Genomic DNA, 20,655 nt, shown 5'->3' with positions numbered 1-20,655 from the left:
CCGAGCTGCGTCCTGCCGGACGTGGCTCGGGTTATAACCAAAAGAAAAGCGCCGAAGCGCTTGTCAGGATTCAAACAATGCAGTGTTTTCATCGAGCCAGCCCTGCAACAGCAGAGCGGCGGCGATGGCGTCCACCGGGTTGTCGCGGTAACTGCCTTTCTGCCCGCCACGGGCCAGTCGCTCGCCCTTGGCTTCGAACGTGGTCAGGCGTTCGTCATGGGTATAGAAGGGCAGATTGAAGCGGCCATTGAGGCGGCGGGCGAATTTCTCCGCGCGTACGCACATGTCACTGGGCGTGCCGTCCATGTTCAGCGGCAGGCCGACGACGACGGCGTCGGGTTTCCATTCCTTGATAAGGGCTTCGACCTGGTTCCAGTCGGGCACGCCGTTCTGCGCTTTGAGGGTGCACAGCTCGCGGGCCTGGCCGGTAATCACCTGGCCGACCGCAACGCCGATCTGTTTGGTGCCGTAGTCGAAGCCGAGAATCAGGCGCAGGGCCATCAGGCGTGCCCCGCCTGGCTGGTCAGCAGGCTGAGGTTGATCCCCAGGTGCCGGGCCGCTGCCTCAAGCCGCAGTTCGCTGCTGGTGTTGAACAGGATGTCGGCGTCGTACGGGCAGGTCAGCCAGGCGTTGTCGGCCAGTTCGGCCTCCAATTGCCCGGCTTCCCAACCGGCGTAACCGAGGGCAATCAGGCTTTTCGCCGGGCCCACACCGTCGGCGATGGCGAACAGCACGTCCTGCGAGGTGGACAGCGCCAGATCACCGTCAAGCTCAACGGTAGCCTGAAAGGTCTTGCCTGCCGGGTGCAGAACAAAACCGCGATCGGTCTGCACCGGGCCGCCGATGAAGATCGGCACATGCTGGCACAGCGCTGGCGGATCAATGTCCGGGCGCAGTTGTTCAAGAATGTCAGCCAGATTCAGCTCTTGCGGTCGATTGACCACCAGCCCCATGGCGCCATTGGCCGTGTGCTCGACGATGTAGGTCAAGGTGTGGGCAAAGTTCGGGTCGGCCATGTGTGGCATGGCGATCAGGAAGTGATGCTTGAGGTAGCTGGGGCTGACGTTTTTCATGAGCGATAGTGTGGCGTTCAAGGGGCGAACTGACAAGCTGAGGATGCGTTGCGAAGGGTCTTCCCGCCCCCCTGTGGCGAGGGAGCTTGCTCCCGCTCGGCTGCGCAGCAGTCGTAAATCCTGATATCTGGGTGTATCTGAATAAATGCAGGGGGCCGCTTCGCAGCCCAGCGGGAGCAAGCTCCCTCGCCACAAAAGCTCGCTTGGCACTGGTCAGTTACTGGAAAGCTTGTCGCCCCGGGCGAATTTCCAGGTGCGGATGATTTCCAGTCGGTCGATATCCGACAGATCGCCGGTAAACGGCGCGAACGGTGCCGCCAGTCGGACGATGCGCTGCGCCGCCTGATCCAGCAGCGGCTGGCCGGAGGATTCCAGCACCAGCACTTCATACAGCGAACCGTCGCGGTTGATCGAGACCATCAGCCGCAGGTTGCCGTAGATCTGCTTGCGCCGCGCTTCTTCGGGGTAATTGAGGTTGCCGATGCGCTCGACTTTCTTGCGCCAGTCATCTTTGTACCAGGCGCCCTTGTCGCGCATGGTCGAGGCCGCGCTCAAGCGGTGGATCCGCGGGCGCTTGGCGTACAGCTGTTGTTCGTTGGCCAGTTCCGCTTCAAGGCTGGCGATGTCGCTGGACAGCTGCGAACTGTCGAACGTCGGCGCGTTGACCGCAGGTTTGGTCTCGGTCTTGGTTTCTTCTTTCTTGGTCGGCGCCTTTTGCTGTTTCGGCGCCACCGTGGTCACCGCAGCCTTGGGCGCCGCTTCGCGGACTTCCGGTTTGGCGGCCGGTGGCGGGGTGACCTTCTTGACCTGATTGTCCTGGAACGGCGCGACCTCGGTGGTCTTGGGGATCGCCTTCTTGTCGAGGGTGCCGCTGCCTTCCTGGTTTTCCTGAGCGAGGAAATCAGCCTTTTTCGGCTTGGTCTCACTCTTGAACGTGGCGAGGGTGATTTCCAGGGTTTTGCTGATCTGCTTGGGCTCGACCATGGTGAAGCCGACGCCAAGCAGCAGCGCCAAATGAATCAGCGCCGCGAGAAACAGGGTAAATCCGAGGCGATCGGCCGGGCGCACGCCACGATGGGCGAGTTCTGCGGGCAGATCGGACGGGAGGGTCATGACAAGAAAACCAACATCGCGTTTTTCAGAGGCTGCGCATGATAACGCAATGTTGGTTTCACGCCTTGGGCTTCACGCTTCAAGCGACAAGCTGCATGTGACACACGTCAAGCTTGCGGCTTTTTGCCGGCGGCTTGCAGCTTCTTGTCGATCGCGTCCATCAGCATGCCGCCGATGTCGGTGCCGAAAGCGTTGTCGATTTCGCGGATGCAGGTCGGGCTGGTGACGTTGATTTCGGTGAGGCTTTCACCGATCACGTCCAGACCGACGAACAGCAGGCCTTTCTCGCGCAGCGTCGGGCCGACCTGAGCGGCGATCCAGCGATCCTTGTCGGTCAGCGGCCGCGCTTCACCACGACCACCGGCCGCGAGGTTGCCACGGGTTTCACCCTGCGCCGGGATCCGCGCCAGGCAGTAATCCACCGGCTCGCCGTCGATCATCAGGATGCGCTTGTCGCCGTCCTTAATCGCCGGCAGGTAGGCCTGGCCCATGATCTGCTGATTGCCGAGGGCGGTCAGGGTTTCCAGAATCACCGACAGGTTCGGATCGCCCGCGCGGTGACGGAAAATCGAAGTGCCGCCCATGCCGTCCAGCGGCTTGAGGATCACGTCGCCATGCTTGGCGGCGAATTCACGCAGCACGTCAGCGCGGCGGCTGACCACGGTTGGCGGGGTGCACTGCGGGAACAGCGTGGCGAACAGTTTTTCGTTGCAGTCGCGCAGGCTCTGCGGCTTGTTGACCACCAGCACGCCGGCGGTTTCGGCCTGTTCCAGCAGGTAGGTGGAGTAGACGAACTCCATGTCGAACGGCGGATCCTTGCGCATCAGGATCACGTCCAGATCACTCAGCAGGTTGTCCTGCTCGGCGTCCAGTTCGAACCATTTTTCCGGATTGGCGAAGACTTTCAGCGGCTTCATGCGCGCCCGCGCCTGACCTTCGGCCTGATACAGGTCGCGCTGTTCCATGTAGAACAGTTCCCAGCCACGCTTCTGCGCGGCCAGCAGCATGGCCAGCGAGCTATCCTTTTTATAGGAAATGCTGGCGATAGGGTCCATGACAATCCCGACGCGAACGCTCATTGGGTTTTCCTCGAAAATTGGCTACCGGATCGGTATTGAAAAAGTGCCGCCAGAGTGGCGCCGGGCGGGTTTTCGGTCAAGGAAAAACCCGTCGATAGATTGGACCGGGAGACTGTGCTAAAAAGGCTGCCATGCATTGCTGGCCCTTGAACATCAAGGGTTTCCAGCCATTACTCATCGCAAAACGGACAATTTGATTCGCAAAGGCGACGGTAGAGCCCCCTTATGGAACAGCAGTCCAGCGCCTTGAAGGTCATGGTCATCGACGACTCGAAAACGATTCGTCGTACCGCCGAAACGCTGTTGAAAAATGTGGGCTGCGAGGTCATCACGGCGATCGACGGTTTCGACGCCCTGGCGAAGATCGCCGATCACCACCCCGGGATCATTTTTGTCGACATCATGATGCCGCGTCTGGATGGTTATCAGACCTGCGCTTTAATCAAGAACAACAGTGCTTTCAAGGCCACGCCGGTGATCATGCTGTCGTCGCGCGACGGGCTGTTCGACAAGGCCAAGGGGCGGATTGTCGGGTCTGATCAATTTTTGACCAAGCCGTTCAGCAAGGAAGAACTGCTCGACGCGATTCAGGCCCATGTTCCGGGCTTCGCCGCTGTTTTGCCGCAGTAAGACACGTACAGTGACGCTCGGCCAGCGGGCCGGGTGTCGACAAGAAAAATGGGGAAAACCATGGCACGTATCCTGATCGTCGATGATTCGCCGACTGAAATGTACAAACTCACCGGCATGCTGGAAAAGCACGGCCATGAAGTGCTCAAGGCCGAAAACGGCGCCGACGGCGTGGCCCTGGCCCGCCAGGAAAAGCCCGACGCGGTATTGATGGACATCGTCATGCCCGGCCTCAACGGTTTTCAGGCCACCCGGCAGCTGACCAAGGATGCCGAGACCAGCCATATTCCGGTGATCATCATCACCACCAAGGATCAGGAAACCGACAAGGTCTGGGGCACGCGCCAGGGCGCGAAGGATTACCTGACCAAACCGGTCGACGAAGACACCCTGATCAAGACCCTGAACAACGTGCTGGCCGGTTGATCGCGCCGCCATGAACCAGTCGCTGACCGCGTTTGAGCTGCTGTGCCAGATCGACCAGCGCTGCCGCCTGCTGGCGGCGGACCTGCCGTCGCAAGCCGGCCGTCAGGATCGCTGGAGCGGTATCGGCTTTCGCCTCGGCGAGCACTGGTACGTGACGCCAATGGGCGAGGTCAGCGAAGTGCTGCACGAACCGCTCTGCACTCAGTTGCCCGGGGTCAAGCCGTGGGTCAAAGGGGTGGCTAACCTGCGTGGGCGGTTGCTGCCGATCATGGACCTGTGCGGCTTCTTCGGACATGAGCTGTCACCGCTGCGCAAACAGCGGCGGGTATTGGTGGTGGAGCACAACGACGTGTTCGCCGGGCTGCTGGTGGATGAGGTGTTCGGCCTGCAGCACTTCGAGCAGAACAGCTTCGAACCGATCTCGATCAGCAAGCGCCAGGGTTCCAAGGCCGAGTTCGTCAAAGGCTATTTCCGGCGCGAGCAGAACTGGCGGGTGTTCAGCCTGTTTGCGCTGGCCAAATCCCCGGTGTTCATGAGCGTCGCGATATAGCCGTAGCGACAAAGATCCCATGTGGGAATGGGTCATGTGTTGGTGGGATTTGTGGTGAGGGGATTTATCCCCGATGGTTGGCGAAGCCAGCCCAAAACCTGCATTCGCGATGTGCCAGATACATCTCAGTTTTTGGGTCCGCTGCGCGACCCATCGGGGATAAATCCCCTCACCACAAATCCCACATTGGACCGTGACAGGTTTCATAGGCGAGGACCGATGACAAAAGCAAAAACAGGCAAATCGGCGGAAGGGTCGCGCAGTCGTTCGCAGATCATTGTGCTGTTCATCGCACTGATCGTGTTCATCATGCTGCTGTTCGCCAACTTCGCCTACCTCAACACCCAGGCCAACTACGACAAGCAGTACATCGGCCACGCCGGCGAGTTGCGCGTGCTGTCGCAACGCATCGCCAAGAACGCCACCGAAGCCGCCGCCGGCAAGGCCGCCGCGTTCAAGCTGCTGAGCGATGCGCGCAACGATTTTGCCCAGCGCTGGGGTTACCTGAAGAAGGGCGACCCGGCCACCGGCCTGCCACCCGCGCCCGCCGCCGTGCGTCCGGAAATGCGCGCGGTGCAGCTGGACTGGGAACGCCTGCTGAAAAACACCGACGCGATTCTCTCCAGCGAACAGACCGTGCTCTCGCTGCATCAGGTCGCCGCGACCCTGGCCGAAACCGTGCCGCAGTTGCAGATCGAATACGAAAAAGTCGTCGAAATCCTCCTGCAACGCGGCGCCCCGGCCGCGCAAGTGGCGATGGCCCAGCGCCAATCGCTGCTGGCCGAACGCATCCTCGGCGCGGTCAACACCGTGCTGGCTGGCGACGAAAATTCGCAGCAGGCTGCCGACGCGTTTGGCCGTGATGCCACGCGTTTCGGCCAGGTGCTCAACGGCATGCTGCAAGGCAACCCGACCCTGAAAATCAGCCAGGTCGAAGACCGCGATGCCCGCGCACGCCTGAGTGAAATTTCCGAGCTGTTCCAGTTCGTCTCCGGCTCGGTGGATGAAATCCTCGAAACCTCGCCGGAGCTGTTCAAGGTCCGTGAATCGGCGAGCAACATCTTCAGCCTGTCGCAGACCCTGCTCGACGAAGCCTCGCACCTCGCCAGCGGCTTCGAAAACCTTGCCGGCGGGCGCACCACCGACACCATTGGCGGCTACGTGCTGGGCTTGCTGGCGCTGGCCTCGATCATCCTGATCGGCATGGTCATGGTCCGTGAAACCAATCGCCAGTTGCGCGAGACCGCCGAGAAGAACGAGCGCAACCAGAACGCGATCATGCGCCTGCTCGATGAGATCGAAGACCTCGCCGACGGCGACCTGACAGTGACCGCCTCGGTGACCGAAGACTTCACCGGGACCATCGCCGATTCGATCAACTACTCGGTCGACCAACTGCGCGATCTGGTCGCCACCATCAACCTCACCGCCGGCCAGGTCGCTGCCGCCGTGCAGGAAACCCAGGCCACTGCCATGCACCTGGCGCAAGCCTCGGAACATCAGGCGCAGCAGATTTCCGAAGCCTCGACCGCGATCAACGACATGGCCCAGTCGATCGACCAGGTTTCGGCCAACGCCGCTGAATCCTCGGCGGTGGCCGAGCGTTCGGTGGAAATCGCCAACAAGGGCAACGAGGTGGTGCACAACACCATCCACGGCATGGACAATATTCGCGAGCAGATTCAGGACACCGCCAAGCGCATCAAGCGCCTTGGCGAGTCGTCGCAGGAAATCGGCGACATCGTCAGCCTGATCGACGACATCGCCGACCAGACCAACATCCTCGCGCTCAACGCGGCGATTCAGGCGTCGATGGCCGGAGATGCCGGACGCGGGTTTGCCGTGGTTGCCGATGAAGTGCAGCGGCTGGCCGAGCGCTCGTCCGCGGCCACCCGGCAGATCGAAACCCTGGTGCGGGCGATTCAGACCGACACCAACGAAGCGGTGATTTCCATGGAACAGACCACCACCGAAGTGGTGCGCGGCGCGCGGCTGGCGCAGGATGCCGGTGTGGCTCTGGAAGAAATCGAAGGCGTATCGAAGACCCTTGCCGCGCTGATTCAAAGCATCTCCAACGCGGCGCAGCAGCAGACCTCGTCGGCCGGGCAGATCTCCCTGACGATGAACGTGATCCAGCAGATCACCACGCAGACTTCGTCAGGCTCCACCGCCACCGCCGAGAGCATCGGCAACCTGGCGAAAATGGCCAGTCAGCTGCGCCGTTCGGTATCCGGTTTCACCTTGCCGTCGGCGTCCGCGACGGACAAGGCGTGAGTGGAGTGGTTATGGGTGACCGGCACGACTACGTGGCTCTCGAATGGGTCAAGGGTGAAATTGCCGAAACGCTGAGGCAGGCGCATCAGGCGATTGAAGCTGTGCTCGATGACCCGCAGGCCGCGCCGGGGCTGGATGAGTGTCTGGCCTATATTCATCAGGTGCACGGCAGTTTGCAGATAGTCGAGTTCTACGGCGCGGCGTTGCTGGCCGAAGAGATGGAACATCTGGTCGAAGCCTTGCAGCAGGAGCGCGTCAGCCACCGCGATGAAGCCTTGCACCTATTGCTGCAAGCCCTCGGACAATTGCCGATCTACCTCGATCGGGTGCAGAGCGCCCGCCGCGACTTGCCGCTGGTGGTGCTGCCGCTGATCAACGATCTGCGCAGTGCGCGCGGCGACAGCCTGCTCTCGGAAACCAGCCTGTTCAGCCCGCCCTTGCCGGACTTGCCGCCGTTGAGCGCACAAGCCTTGGCCGCGCTGGAGCCGGCCGAGTGGCCCAACGTGCTGCGCAAATTGCGCCAGATGCTGCAAATGGCGCTGGTCGGTTTGCTGCGCGAGCAGGATGACCAGACCCACCTCGAATACCTGGCGAAAGTCTTCCAGCGCCTCGAAGCGCTCAGCGCCGATGCGCCGTTGAGTCCGCTGTGGCAGGTCGCTTCAGCGCTGGTCGAAGGCATGCGCGAAGGTGCCATCGCCAACAGTCCGGCGCTGCGCAGCCTGTTCAAGGACGCCGACAAGGAACTCAAGCGCCTGCTCGAACAAGGCCTGCGCGGCCTCAACCAGCCGCCCCCGCCGGAGCTGCTGAAAAGCCTGCTGTTCTATATTGCCAAAGCCGAACATCCCACCGGGCAGATGCTGACCATGAAAGATCGCTACTCCCTGGACGACGCGTTGCCCGACAGCGCGATGGTCGACGAAGAACGTGCACGTCTGGCCGGCCCCGACCGCGATGCGATGCGCTCGGTGCTGGCGGCACTGTGCGAAGAACTGGTGCGGGTCAAGGAACGCCTCGACCTGTTCGTCCGTAGCGACCGTCAGCACACCTCGGATCTGGAGAGCCTGCTGGCGCCGCTGCGGCAGATCGCCGACACCCTCGCGGTGCTCGGTTTCGGCCAGCCGCGCAAAGTCATCATCGACCAAACGGCGGTGGTGCTCAGCCTCGCTCAGGGCCAGCGCGAACCGAATGACGCGACCCTGATGGACGTGGCCGGCGCGCTGCTTTACGTCGAAGCGAACCTCGCCGGAATGGTCGGCACCGTAGAGCCGGAAAGCCCCGAAGATGCGCGCCTGCCGACCACCGACCTGACGCAGATTCATCAGATCGTGATCAAGGAAGCGCGCATCTGCCTGCAACAGGCCAAGGACATGATCGTCGATTACATCGACGCCGATTGGGATCGCCAGCAACTGCAACCGCTGCCGGAGTTGCTGACCCAGGTGCGCGGTGCGCTGGCGATGATTCCGCTGAGCCGCGCGGCGAGTCTGGTCGAGGCCTGCAACAGCTTCATTCGCGAACACTTGCTGCTGGATCCGCATGAGCCGGGCTGGCAGCAACTGGATCACCTCGCCGACGTCATCACCAGCCTCGAGTATTACCTCGAACGCTTGAGCGACGATCCGCAAGCGCCCAATGAACAACTGCTGGATGTCGCGCAGAACAGCCTCGCCAGTCTGGGTTTCTTTCCACATGAGCAGCACGTGCCGCTGCTCGACGATGTGCTCAGCCCCAGCGAAGCGCTGGTCATGCAGGACCTGCAAGTGCTGGATGACCCCGAGACTGTGCAGTCGCTGGCCGAGGTGCTGGCCAGCCCGATGTCGGCAGTCAACCCGCCGGCCTTGATCACGCCCGGCAGCCTGATGCCGCCGCCGGTCGATGAAGAACCGGTGGACGATGAACTGCGCGAAGTGTTCCTCGAAGAGACCGACGAGGTGCTTGAGGTTCTGCACGAATACCTGCCGCGCTGGACGGCCGACACTCACGACCGCGCCGCCCTGACCGAACTGCGTCGGGCCTTTCACACCTTGAAGGGCAGCGGGCGCATGGTTCGCGCGTTGATCCTTGGCGAGCTGGCCTGGGCCGTGGAAAACCTGCTCAATCGCGTGCTGGAGCACAGCGTAGAACCCGGCACGCAGGTGCAGCAGTTGCTCACTGATACGCTGTTGCTGCTGCCGGAGCTGATCAGCGAATTTGCCACTCAGCGCCAGCGTCAGCGCAGCGATGTCGATCACCTCGCGGCCCGCGCGCATGCGTTGGCCAAAGGCGTCGAGCCGCTGGCAGCCGAAGACGTCGACGACGTGGCGGCCCTCGATCCGCTGTTGCTGGAGATTTTCCGCAACGAGGCCGAAACCCACCTTGCCAGCCTCAATCGCTTCCTCGATCAGGCCGCCGAGCATGTGCCGTTGCCGGCCAGCGACGAATTGCAGCGCGCCTTGCACACGCTCAAGGGCAGTGCGTCGATGGCCGGCGTGTTGCCGATTGCCGAACTGGCGGCGCCGCTGGATAAGCTGGCGCGCGAGTTCAAGGCGCATCAACTGCCGCTGGACCTCGACGAAGTGGAATTGCTCCTCGAAGCCGAAGGCCTGTTCCGCGTCGGTCTGCGTCAGCTCAAGCACGATCCGCTGGCGCCGATTGTCGGTGCGCAGTCGCTGATCAAACGCACCGAAACGCTGCTCGCCGAACGCCTGGAAGCGATCCTCAACGCGCCGAACACCGGCCTGCGGATCAAGCGCGATCCGCAACTGATCAACAACTTCCTCGCCCAGGGCATGGACATCCTGCTCGACGCCGAAAGCCTGTTGCAACGCTGGCAGCAACACCCCGGCGAGCGTCAGGAACTCAGCGCGCTGCTGGACGAACTCACGACACTCGGCGAAGGCGCACACCTCGCCGATCTGCTGCCGGTGGACGTGCTCTGCGAAGCCTTGCTCGACCTCTATGGCGCCGTCGAAGAAAGCAGCCTGGCGGTCAGTGACAGGTTTTTCCACGAAGCGCAGAACGCCCATGAAGCGCTGATCAACATGCTCGACGAACTGGCCGCCGGCCAGGAAGTCACCCCGCAGCCACAACGCATTCGTGCCCTGCACGAACTGCTCGATGAAAGCCTCGATCCGACAGCCATGGGGCTGATTCGCAGCGATGGCAGCCGCACCTTGAGCATCAGCGAACTGGGCGCCGCGACCGCCGAGCTCGCCCACGCCAATACCGAGTCCGCGCCCGACGACGAGATCGTCGAGATCTTCCTCGAAGAGGCGGTGGATATTCTCGACAGCGCTGGCCAGGCCCTGCAACGCTGGTTGAACGACCCGGACAACGCTGCGCCGCTGTCGTCGTTGCAGCGTGATTTGCACACCCTAAAGGGCGGCGCGCGGATGGCCGAGGTCGACGCCATCGGCGATCTGGCCCATGAGCTGGAAAGTCTTTACGCAGGTCTGGTGGATCGTCGCCACAGTTACAGCGAGCTGCTTGGGCGCTTGCTGCACAAGAGCCACGACCGCTTGGCGCTGCTGCTCGAACAGTTGCAGAACCATCAGCCGCTGACTCCGGCGCAGGACCTGATCGAAGCGATCCGCCAATTCCGCCAAGGCCCGTCTGCCAGCGCGGAATCCGCCGAGCCAGCGGTCAGCAACGACAGCGCCGCGCAGGATCCGGAGCTGCTGGAAATCTTCCTCGAAGAAGGTTTCGACATCATCGAAAACTCCGGTGCGGCACTCCAGCGCTGGCAGGCCGAGCCAGGCAATCGCCAGGAAGTGGAAACCCTGCTGCGCGATCTGCACACCCTCAAGGGCGGCGCGCGGATGGTCGAGATCGGCCCGATCGGCGACCTCGCCCATGAGCTCGAGTACCTTTACGAAAGCCTCGCCACCGGCGTGCTGCAACCGTCCGCCGAACTGTTCGCGCTGGTGCAGCGCGGGCATGACCGGCTGGCGCAAATGCTTGATGGCGTACGCGCCGGTCAGCCGTGCCCACCGGCGGATCGGCTGATCAATGCGATCCAGAATTTCAGCCACCCGGTGACTCTCGACACGCCACCGCTGCTGCCGATTCCGGCCAAGACCGAGCCAGCAGCCCCCGCCGCCGATGCCGGTGCGGACATGGTCAAGGTCTCCGCCGAACTGCTCGATGAACTGGTCAATCTGGCCGGCGAAACCTCGATTTTCCGTGGACGTATCGAGCAGCAAGTCAGCGATGCGCAAACCGCGCTGAACGAGATGGAAACCACCATCGAGCGCATGCGCGATCAGTTGCGCCGACTCGACACTGAAACCCAGGGACGGATTCTCAGCCGTCAGCAAGTCGATGCCGAACGCCTCGGCTACGAAGAATTCGATCCGCTGGAAATGGACCGCCATTCGCAGTTGCAGCAACTGTCGCGGGCGCTGTTCGAATCCGCTTCCGACTTGCTCGATCTCAAGGAAACCCTCGAGCGCCGCAACCACGACGCCGAGAACCTGTTGCAGCAACAGGGGCGGATCAACACCGAGTTGCAGGAAGGCCTGATGCGCACGCGCATGGTGCCGTTCGAACGGATGCTGCCGCGCCTCAAACGCATCGTGCGGCAGGTCGCCGAAGAGCTGAACAAGGACGTCGCGTTCATCATCGGCAACGCCGAAGGCGAGATGGATCGCAACGTGCTGGAGCGCATGGCCGCGCCGTTGGAGCACATGCTGCGCAACGCCGTCGACCATGGCCTGGAGTCGGCCGAAGTGCGGCTGGCGGCGGGCAAACCGGCGCAGGGTACGATCACCCTCGACCTGACCCGCGAGGGCGGCGACATCGTTTTCGATATTCGTGACGATGGCGCCGGGGTGCCGCTGGAAGCGGTGCGGCGCAAGGCGATCAAGCGTGGCCTGCTGGCACCGGACGCCGAGATCAGCGACCGCGACGTGCTGCAGTTCATCCTGCAGCCAGGCTTCTCCACGGCGGAAAAGATCACCCAGATTTCCGGGCGCGGCGTTGGCATGGACGTGGTTCATGAGGAAGTCCGCCAGCTCGGCGGCACCATGAGCATCGACTCCGTGCCGGGGCAGGGCGTGCACTTCCGCATTCGTCTGCCGTTCACCGTGTCGGTCAACCGCGCGCTGATGGTGCAGTGCGGCGAGGATCAATACGCGATTCCGCTGAACACCATCGAAGGCATCGTCCGGGTGTTGCCGAATGATCTGGAAGGGCATTACCGCAACGATCCGCCGAGCTACCACTACGCCGCTCAGCGCTATGAATTGTGTTATCTGGGCGAGCTGCTGAAAACCGCGCCACGGCCCAAACTGCTCGGCCAGAGCCTGCCATTGCCGGTGCTGCTGGTGCAGTGCAATGACCGGCACATCGCGGTGCAAGTGGACGCCATGGCCGGCACTCGCGAGATCGTGGTCAAGAGCCTCGGCCCGCAGTTCGCGGCGGTGCAGGGCGTGTCCGGGGCGACGATTCTCGGCGATGGCCGGGTGGTGCTGATTCTGGATCTGCTCGCACCGATCCGCGCGATGCAGGCGCGGGTTGCACAGCGTCCGGCCCATGCGGAGATCGACAGTGAACCGCAGAAACCCCTGCTGGTGCTGGTTGTCGACGACTCGGTGACCGTGCGCAAGGTCACCAGCCGTTTGCTCGAACGCCACGGCATGAACGTGCTGACCGCCAAGGACGGCGTCGACGCGATGCTGCTGCTGGAAGAACACATGCCTGACCTGATGCTGCTCGACATCGAAATGCCGCGCATGGACGGTTTCGAAGTCGCCACCCAGGTGCGTAACGATGAACGTCTGCAACACCTGCCGATCATCATGATCACCTCGCGCACCGGGCAGAAACACCGCGACCGCGCGATGGCCATCGGCGTCAACGACTACCTCGGCAAGCCGTATCAGGAATCGGTGCTGCTCGAAAGCATTGCCCACTGGAGCAAGAAACATGCATGAGCGCCGCCACAACGCGCGCACCAGCCAACTCACCGGCCTGCTGCTGCCGCTGGCCGACCGCAACCTGATCCTGCCCAACGTCGCTGTCGCCGAGCTGATCGACTACCAGGCCAGCGCCTTCGACCTCGACACCCCACCGTGGTACCTGGGGCGGGTGAGCTGGCGTGAACGGCAGATTCCGCTGCTGAGTTTCGAGTCAGCCTGCGGGCAGAAAATCGTCATCGGCGAACGCGCGCGGATCGTCATCCTCAACGCACTTGGCGGCTTGCCGCAGCTGAAATTCATTGCGCTGCTGGTGCAGGGGATCCCGCGTTCGTACAAGCTCGACAGCCAGTTGAGTTATGTCGATGTGCCGTTGTGTGCGCTGGAGCAGGCGGCGGTGCAGGTCGGGGAGCAGGTGGCGAAGGTGCCGGATTTGTTGGGGTTGGAGCAGTTGTTGGTGGATGCCGGACTTATTCACTGATTCGGAGTCTTCAGTGGCCTGACTGGCCTCATCGCGAGCAGGCTCACTCCTACAATTGGAATGCGTTCCCCCTGTAGGAGTGAGCCTGCTCGCGATAGCGCCTGCGGAATCACCCAAAATCCGACAGACAAATCTCAATCCCTTCAGTGCAATAAACACTATTCAGCATCGTTGTTTAAAGACACCCAGTGTTACGCCTCAACAGCCTACAAATCCTTGCGCCGCTGCCTACGCATGCACCAGAATCCGCCGGCTTGTGCGCCTTGGGCTGGCTGCGTAACTTGATTCCGTCACTGATTTCCAGTGATCGAGCTTAGCGGCTCGGCTAGTCCCTACGGTTGCACATGTCTCATCCAGTCAGGCATTCGCCTGCACTTGATGGTGGCTGTGCGCATGGCACCTTCGGGTGCGCCGGGTTTTTGGTGACTACCGGTCCGCTAACTTGCGCATAGCCGCCACCCTTTTGCTTAGCGGCGAAAGGATTGCGGCCTCACCGAGGTTAGTCACCATGTTCAAACCAACACCAAACCCGCCGTCCACAGACACGGCCTCCCCCTACGAAACCCCCGAATCGAAGAAATTCCACGAAGCCGCCGAGCGCGCCCTCGATCATTACCTCGGCCCGCCAAAACCCGACCTCATGGCCACGCCCTACACCCCCAACACGCTGTACATGACCAACCCCGACGCCGACAGCGAATCCCTGCTGGCCGACGCCAGTGAATCGCTCGGCTCGGCCACGGTCATGCTCAACAACCATGCCGCGCTGGTCGAAGGCACGCACCGCAAGACCCTGCAAGGCATTGCCCAAGTGGTGATGGTGGCGGAGTTGGCGGTGAATCGGGTGTTGGACAAATTGGTGCCCGCAGACTGATCCAGCCGTTGCGGTGTGTTGACCGGCCCTATCGCTGGCAAGCCAGCTCCCACAGTGTCCGAGTTGTTTTCGGATTCTGATAATTACCCAAAAACCTGTGGGAGCTGGCTTGCCAGCGATGAGGCCAGTGAACATTACGCTCAGCGTAATGATTCACCGCTGCGCTTGATTGATGCGCCCCGCTCACACGCCTACCTTGGCTCCACGACAGCGAACCCCGTGGAGTGAGCATGACAACAACAATTTCCCCCGACTCGCGCTGGACGCGGCGGCGTGACGAGAAGCAGCGGCGTCTCGACAAGGTGCGCGGGCTGGCCGACGGTGTGGTGTTGCCCAGCGACAAGATCGTCGCCGCGCTTGAAGCGCTGATCCATCCCGGCGACCGGGTGGTGCTGGAGGGCAATAACCAGAAGCAGGCGGATTTCCTTTCCCGTTCGCTGGCCAAGGCTGACCCGGCCAAGCTGCATGATTTGCACATGATCATGCCCAGCGTTGGTCGCTCCGAGCACCTTGATCTGTTCGAACGCGGCATCGCCCGCAAGCTCGATTTCTCCTTCGCCGGCACCCAGAGCCTGCGCATCAGCCAGCTGCTTGAAGACGGCTTGCTGGAAATCGGCGCGATCCACACTTACATCGAACTCTACGCGCGGCTGGTGGTGGACCTGATCCCCAACGTCGTGCTCTCGGCCGGGTTCATGGCCGACCGCGCCGGCAATATCTACACCGGCCCCAGCACCGAAGACACCCCGGCACTGATTGAACCGGCGGCCTTCAGCGACGGCATCGTCATCGTTCAGGTCAATCAGTTGGTGGACGACGTCAGCGAATTGCCGCGCGTGGATATCCCGGCCTCGTGGGTGGATTTCGTCGTGGTGGCCGACAAGCCGTTCTACATCGAACCGCTGTTCACCCGCGACCCACGGCACATCAAACCGGTGCACGTGTTGATGGCGATGATGGCGATTCGCGGGATCTACGAAAAACACAACGTGCAGTCGCTCAACCACGGCATCGGTTTCAACACCGCCGCCATCGAATTGATCCTGCCGACCTACGGCGAATCCCTCGGCCTCAAAGGCAAGATCTGCCGTAACTGGACGCTCAACCCGCACCCGACCCTGATCCCGGCGATCGAAAGCGGCTGGGTCGAAAGCGTGCACTGCTTCGGCACCGAACTCGGTATGGAAAACTACATCGCCGCGCGCCCGGACGTGTTCTTCACCGGCCGCGACGGCTCGCTGCGTTCCAACCGGATGTTCTGCCAACTCGCCGGGCAGTACGCGGTGGATCTGTTTATCGGCGCGACATTGCAGGTCGATGGCGACGGCCATTCCTCGACCGTGACCCGTGGCCGCCTCGCCGGTTTCGGCGGTGCGCCGAACATGGGCCACGACCCGCGCGGTCGGCGTCACGGCACCCCGGCGTGGCTCGACATGCGCCACGACGACGCGCAGCAACCGATGCTCGAACGCGGCAAGAAACTCGTGGTGCAAATGGTCGAGACCTTCCAGGAGGGCGGCAAACCAACCTTCGTCGAAACCCTCGACGCAGTGGAAGTGGCGAAGAAAAGCGGCATGCCGCTGGCGCCGATCATGATCTACGGCGACGACGTCACTCATCTGCTCACCGAAGAGGGCATCGCCTACCTGTACAAGGCGCGCTCGCTGGAAGAGCGTCAGGCGATGATCGCAGCGGTGGCCGGCGTCACCGCCATCGGTCTGCGCCACAACCCGAAAGACACCGAACGCATGCGCCGCGAAGGCCTGATCGCCTTGCCCGAAGACCTCGGCATCCGCCGCACCGACGCCACCCGCGAACTGCTGGCGGCGAAAAGCGTGGCCGATCTGGTCGAGTGGTCCGGCGGCCTGTACAACCCGCCCGCCAAGTTCAGGAGTTGGTGATGCACGCACTCAACCTGCAAGCGAAACCCCTGAGCCTGAGCGAACGCCTGGCCGATCTGGCGGTGGATGCGCTGATCGACGAAGCCGATCTGTCGCCGAAACCGGCGCTGGTCGACCGGCGTGGCAATGGCGCGCACACCGATCTGCACCTGGGCCTGATGCACGCTTCGGCTTTGTCGTTGTGGCCGGCGTTCAAGGAGATGGCCGAGGCCGCCAGCGCGACAGGCGAAGTCGGTTTGCCCTTGCGCGAAGCGATTGGCCGCATCGGTCGCGAAGGCGAGCAAGCCATGCTCACGACCACCAACGGGGTGAATACCCATCGCGGTGCCATTTGGGCGCTGGGATTATTGGTGACGGCTGCTGCACTGGAACCGCAATCCTCCAGCGCCAATGCCGTGACCCTGCGCGCTGCGCGTCTGGCGTTGCTGGAGGACCGTTACGCGCCGAAGCCATTGAGCCACGGCGCGCAAGTCGCCCTGCGCTACGGCGCACGCGGTGCCCGCGAAGAAGCGCAACTCGGCTTCCCTTCGGTGCTGCAACGTGGCTTGCCGCAGCTCAAGCGCAGCCGCGCCAATGGCCACGGCGAACAGAACGCCCGGCTCGATGCGCTGCTGGCGATCATGACCGATCTGGCCGACACCTGCGTGCTCTACCGCGCCGGTGAACAGGGCCTGCACGCTATGCAGCAAGGTGCGCAAGCAGTGCTCGACGCTGGCGGCAGCGCCAGCCTCAGCGGACGTCGGCGCCTGCACGAACTGGATCAACAACTCATCGCATTGAATGCCTCGCCCGGTGGCGCCGCCGACTTGCTCGCCGCCACGCTGCTGCTCGACCGTATCGAGCGCAACGGCATCCTTCAGGGAGCGTTTTGATGGAAATCTTATCCTTTGAATTCCCCGCCGGGCAGCCGCCACGCGGGCGGGCGCTGGTCGGTTGTGTCGGCTCGGGCGATCTGGAAGTGCTGATCGAACCGGGGCTGGCCGGCAAGCTGACGATCAATGTGCAGACCTCGGTCAACGGAGCGCAGCAGCGCTGGCAACATCTGTTTGCGCGGATGTTTGACGGCACCACACCGCCGGCGATGGCCATCGACATCCACGATTTTGGCGCCACGCCGGGTGTGGTGCGTTTGCGCCTGGAACAAGGTTTCGAGGAGATCGGCCATGACTGACAGCGCAGCGCTGTTGCGCAAGCACAGCTTCGTCGAACTCGGTGCGCGGCAACGGGCGAGAGCATTGCTCGACGCCGGGACCTTCCGCGAATTGCTCGACCCGTTTCAACGCGTCATGTCGCCATGGCTCGAACGCCAGGGCGTGGTGCCGCAAGCCGATGACGGCGTAGTGATCGCCAAGGGCAGCCTCGACGGTTTGCCGGTGGTGATCGCCGCCATCGAAGGCGCGTTCCAGGGCGGCAGCCTCGGCGAAGTAGGCGGGGCGAAGATTGCCGGCGCGCTGGAACTGGCCGCCGAAGACAACCGCAAAGGCATCCCGACCCGCGCCGTGTTGCTGCTGGAAACCGGTGGCGTGCGTTTGCAGGAAGCCAACCTCGGGCTGGCGGCGATTGCCGATATTCACGCGGCGATTGTCGATTTGCAGCAGTACCAACCGGTGGTAGGTGTGGTGGCGGGCAGCGTCGGTTGCTTCGGCGGCATGTCGATTGCCGCCGCACTGTGCAGCTATTTGCTGGTGACCCAGGAAGCGCGCCTCGGCCTCAACGGGCCACAGGTGATCGAGCAGGAAGCCGGGATCGAAGAGTACGACTCCCGCGACCGGCCCTTCATCTGGAGCCTGACCGGTGGCGAGCAGCGTTTCGCCAGTGGGTTGGTGGATCGTTATGTCGCCGATGATGTGGCGCAGATTCGCCAGCAGATCGGTGAACTGTTGCAGCAAGGTTTGCCAGCACAACCGCGCAGTCAGCGCGCTGATTGGTTCCTGCAACGTCTGGCGAGCTTGGACACCGATAAGCAAATCGAGCCTTCGGTGGTTCGCGATCTGTATCAAGGAGAGCGCTCATGAGTGGTTATTCCGTGCGCGGTTTGAACTGGTTCAATGCCCTGACCGGTGGGGCGAAAGCGGTCGAAGGTTTGCCGCCATCGTTAAAGGTCGCCGACGGCGAACTTGGGCGCTTTATTGCGGTGGTTGCTGACCCGGACAACCGCTTCCCACGGGCTCGCAACGGCGAAGTCGGTTTGCTCGAAGGCTGGGGTCTGGCCAAGGCTGTGGATGAGGTGATCACGGCTGATCGCGACAAAGCGCAGAAGCGCCCGATCATCGCCATCGTCGACGTCCCGAGCCAGGCTTACGGTCGTCGCGAAGAAGCCCTCGGCATTCATCAGGCCCTGGCCGGTGCGGCGGACAGTTATGCCCGCGCCCGTCTGGCCGGGCATGCGGTGATTGCGCTGCTGGTGGGCAAGGCGATGTCCGGGGCGTTTCTCGCCCACGGTTATCAGGCCAACCGTTTGATTGCCCTGCGCGATCCCGGCGTGATGGTGCATGCGATGGGCAAGGCCTCGGCGGCGCGGGTGACGCTGCGCAGTGTCGAGGAACTGGAAGCGCTGGCCGCCAGCGTGCCGCCGATGGCCTATGACATCGACAGCTACGCCAGCCTTGGATTGCTCTGGGAAACCTTGTCGGTGCAGCAGATCGAGCAGCCGACGGCGGAGGATCTGGCGCGGGTGACCGAGTGCCTGAAACAGGCCATCAGCGACGTCGTTAGCACTGACTTGAGCAAGCGTCTCGGCGCGAAAAATCGCCAAGCCTCCAGCCGCGTGCGTGAACTGCTGAGGGCGCAGTGGTGAACCTGCCACTGGCCCACGACCTGCTGTGGGGCATGACCCCGGCGCAGCTACCGGCGGATGCGCCGCAGTGGGCAATCGAGTCGCTGGCTGTCGGGCAACCGGTGGTGGTGCGGCGCGCGCTGAGCGCTGAAGGTTGGGTCGCGGTGGGCGTGCGCGGTGTGGTGCGTGAGCAGCGGCTGGCGGCGTTCATGGCGCTCGATTCAATTGCCTGTCGGGTCAGCCCCGAAGCGCTTGGTCATGTCGATTGCGAGCGCGATCTGCCAGTGATGCAGGCGCTCATACAACTACGGCCAATGCTTGATGACTGCGGTTGGGTCTGGGGTGTCAGCGGCAGTGTCGGGTTTGAGTTGGCCAGTGGTTTTACCGCGATGCACGCGGCCAGCGATCTCGATCTGATTCTGCGTACCCCGCAGCTGATCACGCGTAATCAGGCACGCAAACTGGTCGAACTCTTTGATCAAACCGTGTGCCGAGTGGACATGCAATTGCAGACGCCGTTCGGTGCAGTCGCCTTGCGCGAATGGGCCAGCGGGTCTGCACGGGTGCTGCTGAAAAACGCCCATCAAGCCTGTCTGGTCGCTGACCCGTGGAACCCCCAGGAGCAGGCAGCGTGAGCAGTCTGTTGGTGTTCCCCGGCCAGGGCGCGCAGCAACCGGGCATGCTTCAGCGTTTGCCTCGAGCAACCCTGACCGAGGCCAGCGATGTGCTCGGTGAAGATGTCGCGCTGCTCGATTCTGCCGATGCGTTGCGCAGCACCCGGGCGGTTCAGCTGTGCCTGTTGATCGCCGGGGTCGCTGCCTCGCGGCAGTTGCTGCAAGACGAATTGGAAGCGGATTACGTCGCCGGCCTGTCCATCGGCGCATACCCGGCAGCAGTGGTCGCCGGGGCGCTGAGCTTCAGCGATGCGCTGCATCTGGTCAGCCTGCGTGGCAAGTTGATGCAGCAGGCTTATCCACAGGGCTATGGCATGACCGCCATCATCGGTCTGCAATTATCCACAGTCGAAACGCTGCTGGCGCAGGTGCACGGCGCGGAGTCGCCGGTGTACCTGGCCAACATCAACGCCGATAACCAAGTGGTGATTGCCGGCAGCGACGCGGCGATGCACGCGGTGGCGGAACTGGCGCGCAGTCGAGGTGCCGGTCTGGCGAAACGCCTGGCGGTGAGCGTGCCGTCGCACTGTCCGTTGCTGGAAAAACCTGCGCAAACCCTCGCCGAAGCCTTCGCCAAGGTTGCACTGAAGGCCCCGAAAATCGCTTACCTGAGCGGCAGTCGCGCGCGTCCGCTGATCAAGCCTGATGCTCTGCGTGACGACCTCGCCTTCAACATGTGCCGCGTGGTGGACTGGCGTGGCACCGTGCAAAGCGCTTACGAACGCGGCGTGCGGCTACAGATCGAACTGCCGCCCGGTGCGGTGCTGACCGGGCTGGCGCGCCGGGTGTTTGAATCGGGCACGGTCACTGCCTTCGACAGTGCGCGTCTGGACACCTTGCAGGCGCTGTTGCGAGAGGAGGGTGGCCGCCGACCATAAACCGCCGCGACTCAGGCTTCGAACAACAAAAA

The 20,655-nt window shown here is 62.8% G+C and carries 18 protein-coding genes; 14 read left to right on the top strand and 4 right to left on the bottom strand.

Annotated elements, in window-relative coordinates:
- Positions 1-63 precede the first annotated feature (63 nt).
- The 4 genes from ruvX to gshB form a co-directional block, all read right to left on the bottom strand.
- On the bottom strand, positions 64-501 hold the full coding sequence (ruvX, locus tag ACIOUG_RS09605) for a Holliday junction resolvase RuvX (RefSeq protein WP_064589634.1): 438 nt from the start codon (positions 499-501) through the stop codon (positions 64-66).
- Positions 501-1,073, bottom strand: coding sequence for a YqgE/AlgH family protein (locus ACIOUG_RS09600; RefSeq protein ID WP_401064725.1), 573 nt, complete (start codon positions 1,071-1,073; stop codon positions 501-503). The genes ruvX and ACIOUG_RS09600 overlap by 1 nt, the downstream gene beginning before the upstream one ends.
- A gap of 213 nt (positions 1,074-1,286) precedes the next feature.
- The gene (locus ACIOUG_RS09595; protein WP_007964106.1) at positions 1,287-2,186 is read right to left on the bottom strand and encodes an energy transducer TonB; all 900 of its coding nucleotides are present in this window, start codon (positions 2,184-2,186) and stop codon (positions 1,287-1,289) included.
- Positions 2,187-2,293: 107 nt separating this feature from the next.
- Entirely contained in the window at positions 2,294-3,265 is a 972-nt protein-coding gene (gene gshB, locus ACIOUG_RS09590) for a glutathione synthase (RefSeq protein WP_401064723.1), read from the bottom strand.
- Between the two features lie 225 nt (positions 3,266-3,490).
- Here gshB and pilG point away from each other — a divergent pair, with 225 nt between their 5' ends.
- The 14 genes from pilG to mdcH all read left to right on the top strand — a co-directional run bounded on the left by pilG (position 3,491) and on the right by mdcH (position 20,623).
- Positions 3,491-3,895: a twitching motility response regulator PilG gene (gene pilG / locus ACIOUG_RS09585; RefSeq protein WP_003229093.1), complete on the top strand. Its 405-nt coding sequence runs from the start codon at positions 3,491-3,493 to the stop codon at positions 3,893-3,895.
- Between the two features lie 60 nt (positions 3,896-3,955).
- The gene (gene pilH, locus ACIOUG_RS09580) at positions 3,956-4,321 is read left to right on the top strand and encodes a twitching motility response regulator PilH (protein WP_007953328.1); all 366 of its coding nucleotides are present in this window, start codon (positions 3,956-3,958) and stop codon (positions 4,319-4,321) included.
- A 10-nt stretch (positions 4,322-4,331) separates the two neighbouring features.
- Complete coding sequence (locus ACIOUG_RS09575; protein ID WP_401064719.1) at positions 4,332-4,871, top strand: chemotaxis protein CheW; 540 nt, start codon at positions 4,332-4,334, stop codon at positions 4,869-4,871.
- Between the two features lie 219 nt (positions 4,872-5,090).
- Positions 5,091-7,145 (top strand): methyl-accepting chemotaxis protein, encoded by a 2,055-nt coding sequence (locus tag ACIOUG_RS09570; protein WP_401064717.1) that lies wholly within the window; start codon positions 5,091-5,093, stop codon positions 7,143-7,145.
- Between the two features lie 11 nt (positions 7,146-7,156).
- Positions 7,157-13,057, top strand: a complete 5,901-nt coding sequence (locus ACIOUG_RS09565) for an Hpt domain-containing protein (protein ID WP_401064714.1) — start codon at positions 7,157-7,159, stop codon at positions 13,055-13,057.
- Positions 13,050-13,520 carry a chemotaxis protein CheW gene (locus ACIOUG_RS09560; protein WP_003229084.1) on the top strand — a complete coding sequence of 157 codons (471 nt, stop codon included), beginning with the start codon at positions 13,050-13,052 and terminating at the stop codon, positions 13,518-13,520. The genes ACIOUG_RS09565 and ACIOUG_RS09560 overlap by 8 nt, the downstream gene beginning before the upstream one ends.
- 508 nt (positions 13,521-14,028) lie before the next feature.
- Positions 14,029-14,394 carry a DUF6124 family protein gene (locus ACIOUG_RS09555; RefSeq protein WP_401064710.1) on the top strand — a complete coding sequence of 122 codons (366 nt, stop codon included), beginning with the start codon at positions 14,029-14,031 and terminating at the stop codon, positions 14,392-14,394.
- 230 nt (positions 14,395-14,624) lie between these two features.
- Complete coding sequence (mdcA, locus tag ACIOUG_RS09550; protein ID WP_400497374.1) at positions 14,625-16,295, top strand: malonate decarboxylase subunit alpha; 1,671 nt, start codon at positions 14,625-14,627, stop codon at positions 16,293-16,295.
- Positions 16,295-17,167 carry a triphosphoribosyl-dephospho-CoA synthase gene (locus tag ACIOUG_RS09545; RefSeq protein ID WP_401064707.1) on the top strand — a complete coding sequence of 291 codons (873 nt, stop codon included), beginning with the start codon at positions 16,295-16,297 and terminating at the stop codon, positions 17,165-17,167. Before mdcA ends, ACIOUG_RS09545 begins: the two co-directional genes overlap by 1 nt.
- A complete protein-coding gene (locus tag ACIOUG_RS09540) occupies positions 17,167-17,466 on the top strand; it encodes a malonate decarboxylase subunit delta (RefSeq protein WP_047297125.1) in 300 nt (99 codons plus the stop codon). The genes ACIOUG_RS09545 and ACIOUG_RS09540 overlap by 1 nt, the downstream gene beginning before the upstream one ends.
- Positions 17,459-18,310 (top strand): biotin-independent malonate decarboxylase subunit beta, encoded by an 852-nt coding sequence (locus ACIOUG_RS09535; RefSeq protein WP_401064704.1) that lies wholly within the window; start codon positions 17,459-17,461, stop codon positions 18,308-18,310. Before ACIOUG_RS09540 ends, ACIOUG_RS09535 begins: the two co-directional genes overlap by 8 nt.
- Entirely contained in the window at positions 18,307-19,092 is a 786-nt protein-coding gene (mdcE, locus tag ACIOUG_RS09530; protein ID WP_401064701.1) for a biotin-independent malonate decarboxylase subunit gamma, read from the top strand. Before ACIOUG_RS09535 ends, mdcE begins: the two co-directional genes overlap by 4 nt.
- Positions 19,086-19,706 (top strand): malonate decarboxylase holo-ACP synthase, encoded by a 621-nt coding sequence (locus tag ACIOUG_RS09525; RefSeq protein ID WP_401064699.1) that lies wholly within the window; start codon positions 19,086-19,088, stop codon positions 19,704-19,706. The genes mdcE and ACIOUG_RS09525 overlap by 7 nt, the downstream gene beginning before the upstream one ends.
- On the top strand, positions 19,703-20,623 hold the full coding sequence (gene mdcH, locus ACIOUG_RS09520) for a malonate decarboxylase subunit epsilon (RefSeq protein ID WP_401064696.1): 921 nt from the start codon (positions 19,703-19,705) through the stop codon (positions 20,621-20,623). The genes ACIOUG_RS09525 and mdcH overlap by 4 nt, the downstream gene beginning before the upstream one ends.
- The last annotated feature ends 32 nt before the right edge of the window (positions 20,624-20,655 follow it).

The organism is Pseudomonas sp. NPDC087803, from assembly GCF_044742995.1.
Taxonomy (GTDB): domain Bacteria; phylum Pseudomonadota; class Gammaproteobacteria; order Pseudomonadales; family Pseudomonadaceae; genus Aquipseudomonas.
This window is presented reverse-complemented; position numbering and strand designations above follow the sequence as displayed.

Coding starts and splice junctions, on each gene's coding strand:
- pilG (WP_003229093.1), top strand. CDS start 3,491: ATGGAACAGCAGTCCAGCGCCTTGAAGGTCATGGTCATCGACGACTCG.
- ACIOUG_RS09540 (WP_047297125.1), top strand. CDS start 17,167: ATGGAAATCTTATCCTTTGAATTCCCCGCCGGGCAGCCGCCACGCGGG.
- ACIOUG_RS09600 (WP_401064725.1), bottom strand. CDS start 1,073: ATGAAAAACGTCAGCCCCAGCTACCTCAAGCATCACTTCCTGATCGCC.
- ruvX (WP_064589634.1), bottom strand. CDS start 501: ATGGCCCTGCGCCTGATTCTCGGCTTCGACTACGGCACCAAACAGATC.
- ACIOUG_RS09595 (WP_007964106.1), bottom strand. CDS start 2,186: ATGACCCTCCCGTCCGATCTGCCCGCAGAACTCGCCCATCGTGGCGTG.
- ACIOUG_RS09560 (WP_003229084.1), top strand. CDS start 13,050: ATGCATGAGCGCCGCCACAACGCGCGCACCAGCCAACTCACCGGCCTG.
- ACIOUG_RS09555 (WP_401064710.1), top strand. CDS start 14,029: ATGTTCAAACCAACACCAAACCCGCCGTCCACAGACACGGCCTCCCCC.
- pilH (WP_007953328.1), top strand. CDS start 3,956: ATGGCACGTATCCTGATCGTCGATGATTCGCCGACTGAAATGTACAAA.
- gshB (WP_401064723.1), bottom strand. CDS start 3,265: ATGAGCGTTCGCGTCGGGATTGTCATGGACCCTATCGCCAGCATTTCC.
- ACIOUG_RS09535 (WP_401064704.1), top strand. CDS start 17,459: ATGACTGACAGCGCAGCGCTGTTGCGCAAGCACAGCTTCGTCGAACTC.
- ACIOUG_RS09575 (WP_401064719.1), top strand. CDS start 4,332: ATGAACCAGTCGCTGACCGCGTTTGAGCTGCTGTGCCAGATCGACCAG.
- ACIOUG_RS09545 (WP_401064707.1), top strand. CDS start 16,295: ATGCACGCACTCAACCTGCAAGCGAAACCCCTGAGCCTGAGCGAACGC.
- ACIOUG_RS09570 (WP_401064717.1), top strand. CDS start 5,091: ATGACAAAAGCAAAAACAGGCAAATCGGCGGAAGGGTCGCGCAGTCGT.
- ACIOUG_RS09565 (WP_401064714.1), top strand. CDS start 7,157: ATGGGTGACCGGCACGACTACGTGGCTCTCGAATGGGTCAAGGGTGAA.
- mdcA (WP_400497374.1), top strand. CDS start 14,625: ATGACAACAACAATTTCCCCCGACTCGCGCTGGACGCGGCGGCGTGAC.
- mdcE (WP_401064701.1), top strand. CDS start 18,307: ATGAGTGGTTATTCCGTGCGCGGTTTGAACTGGTTCAATGCCCTGACC.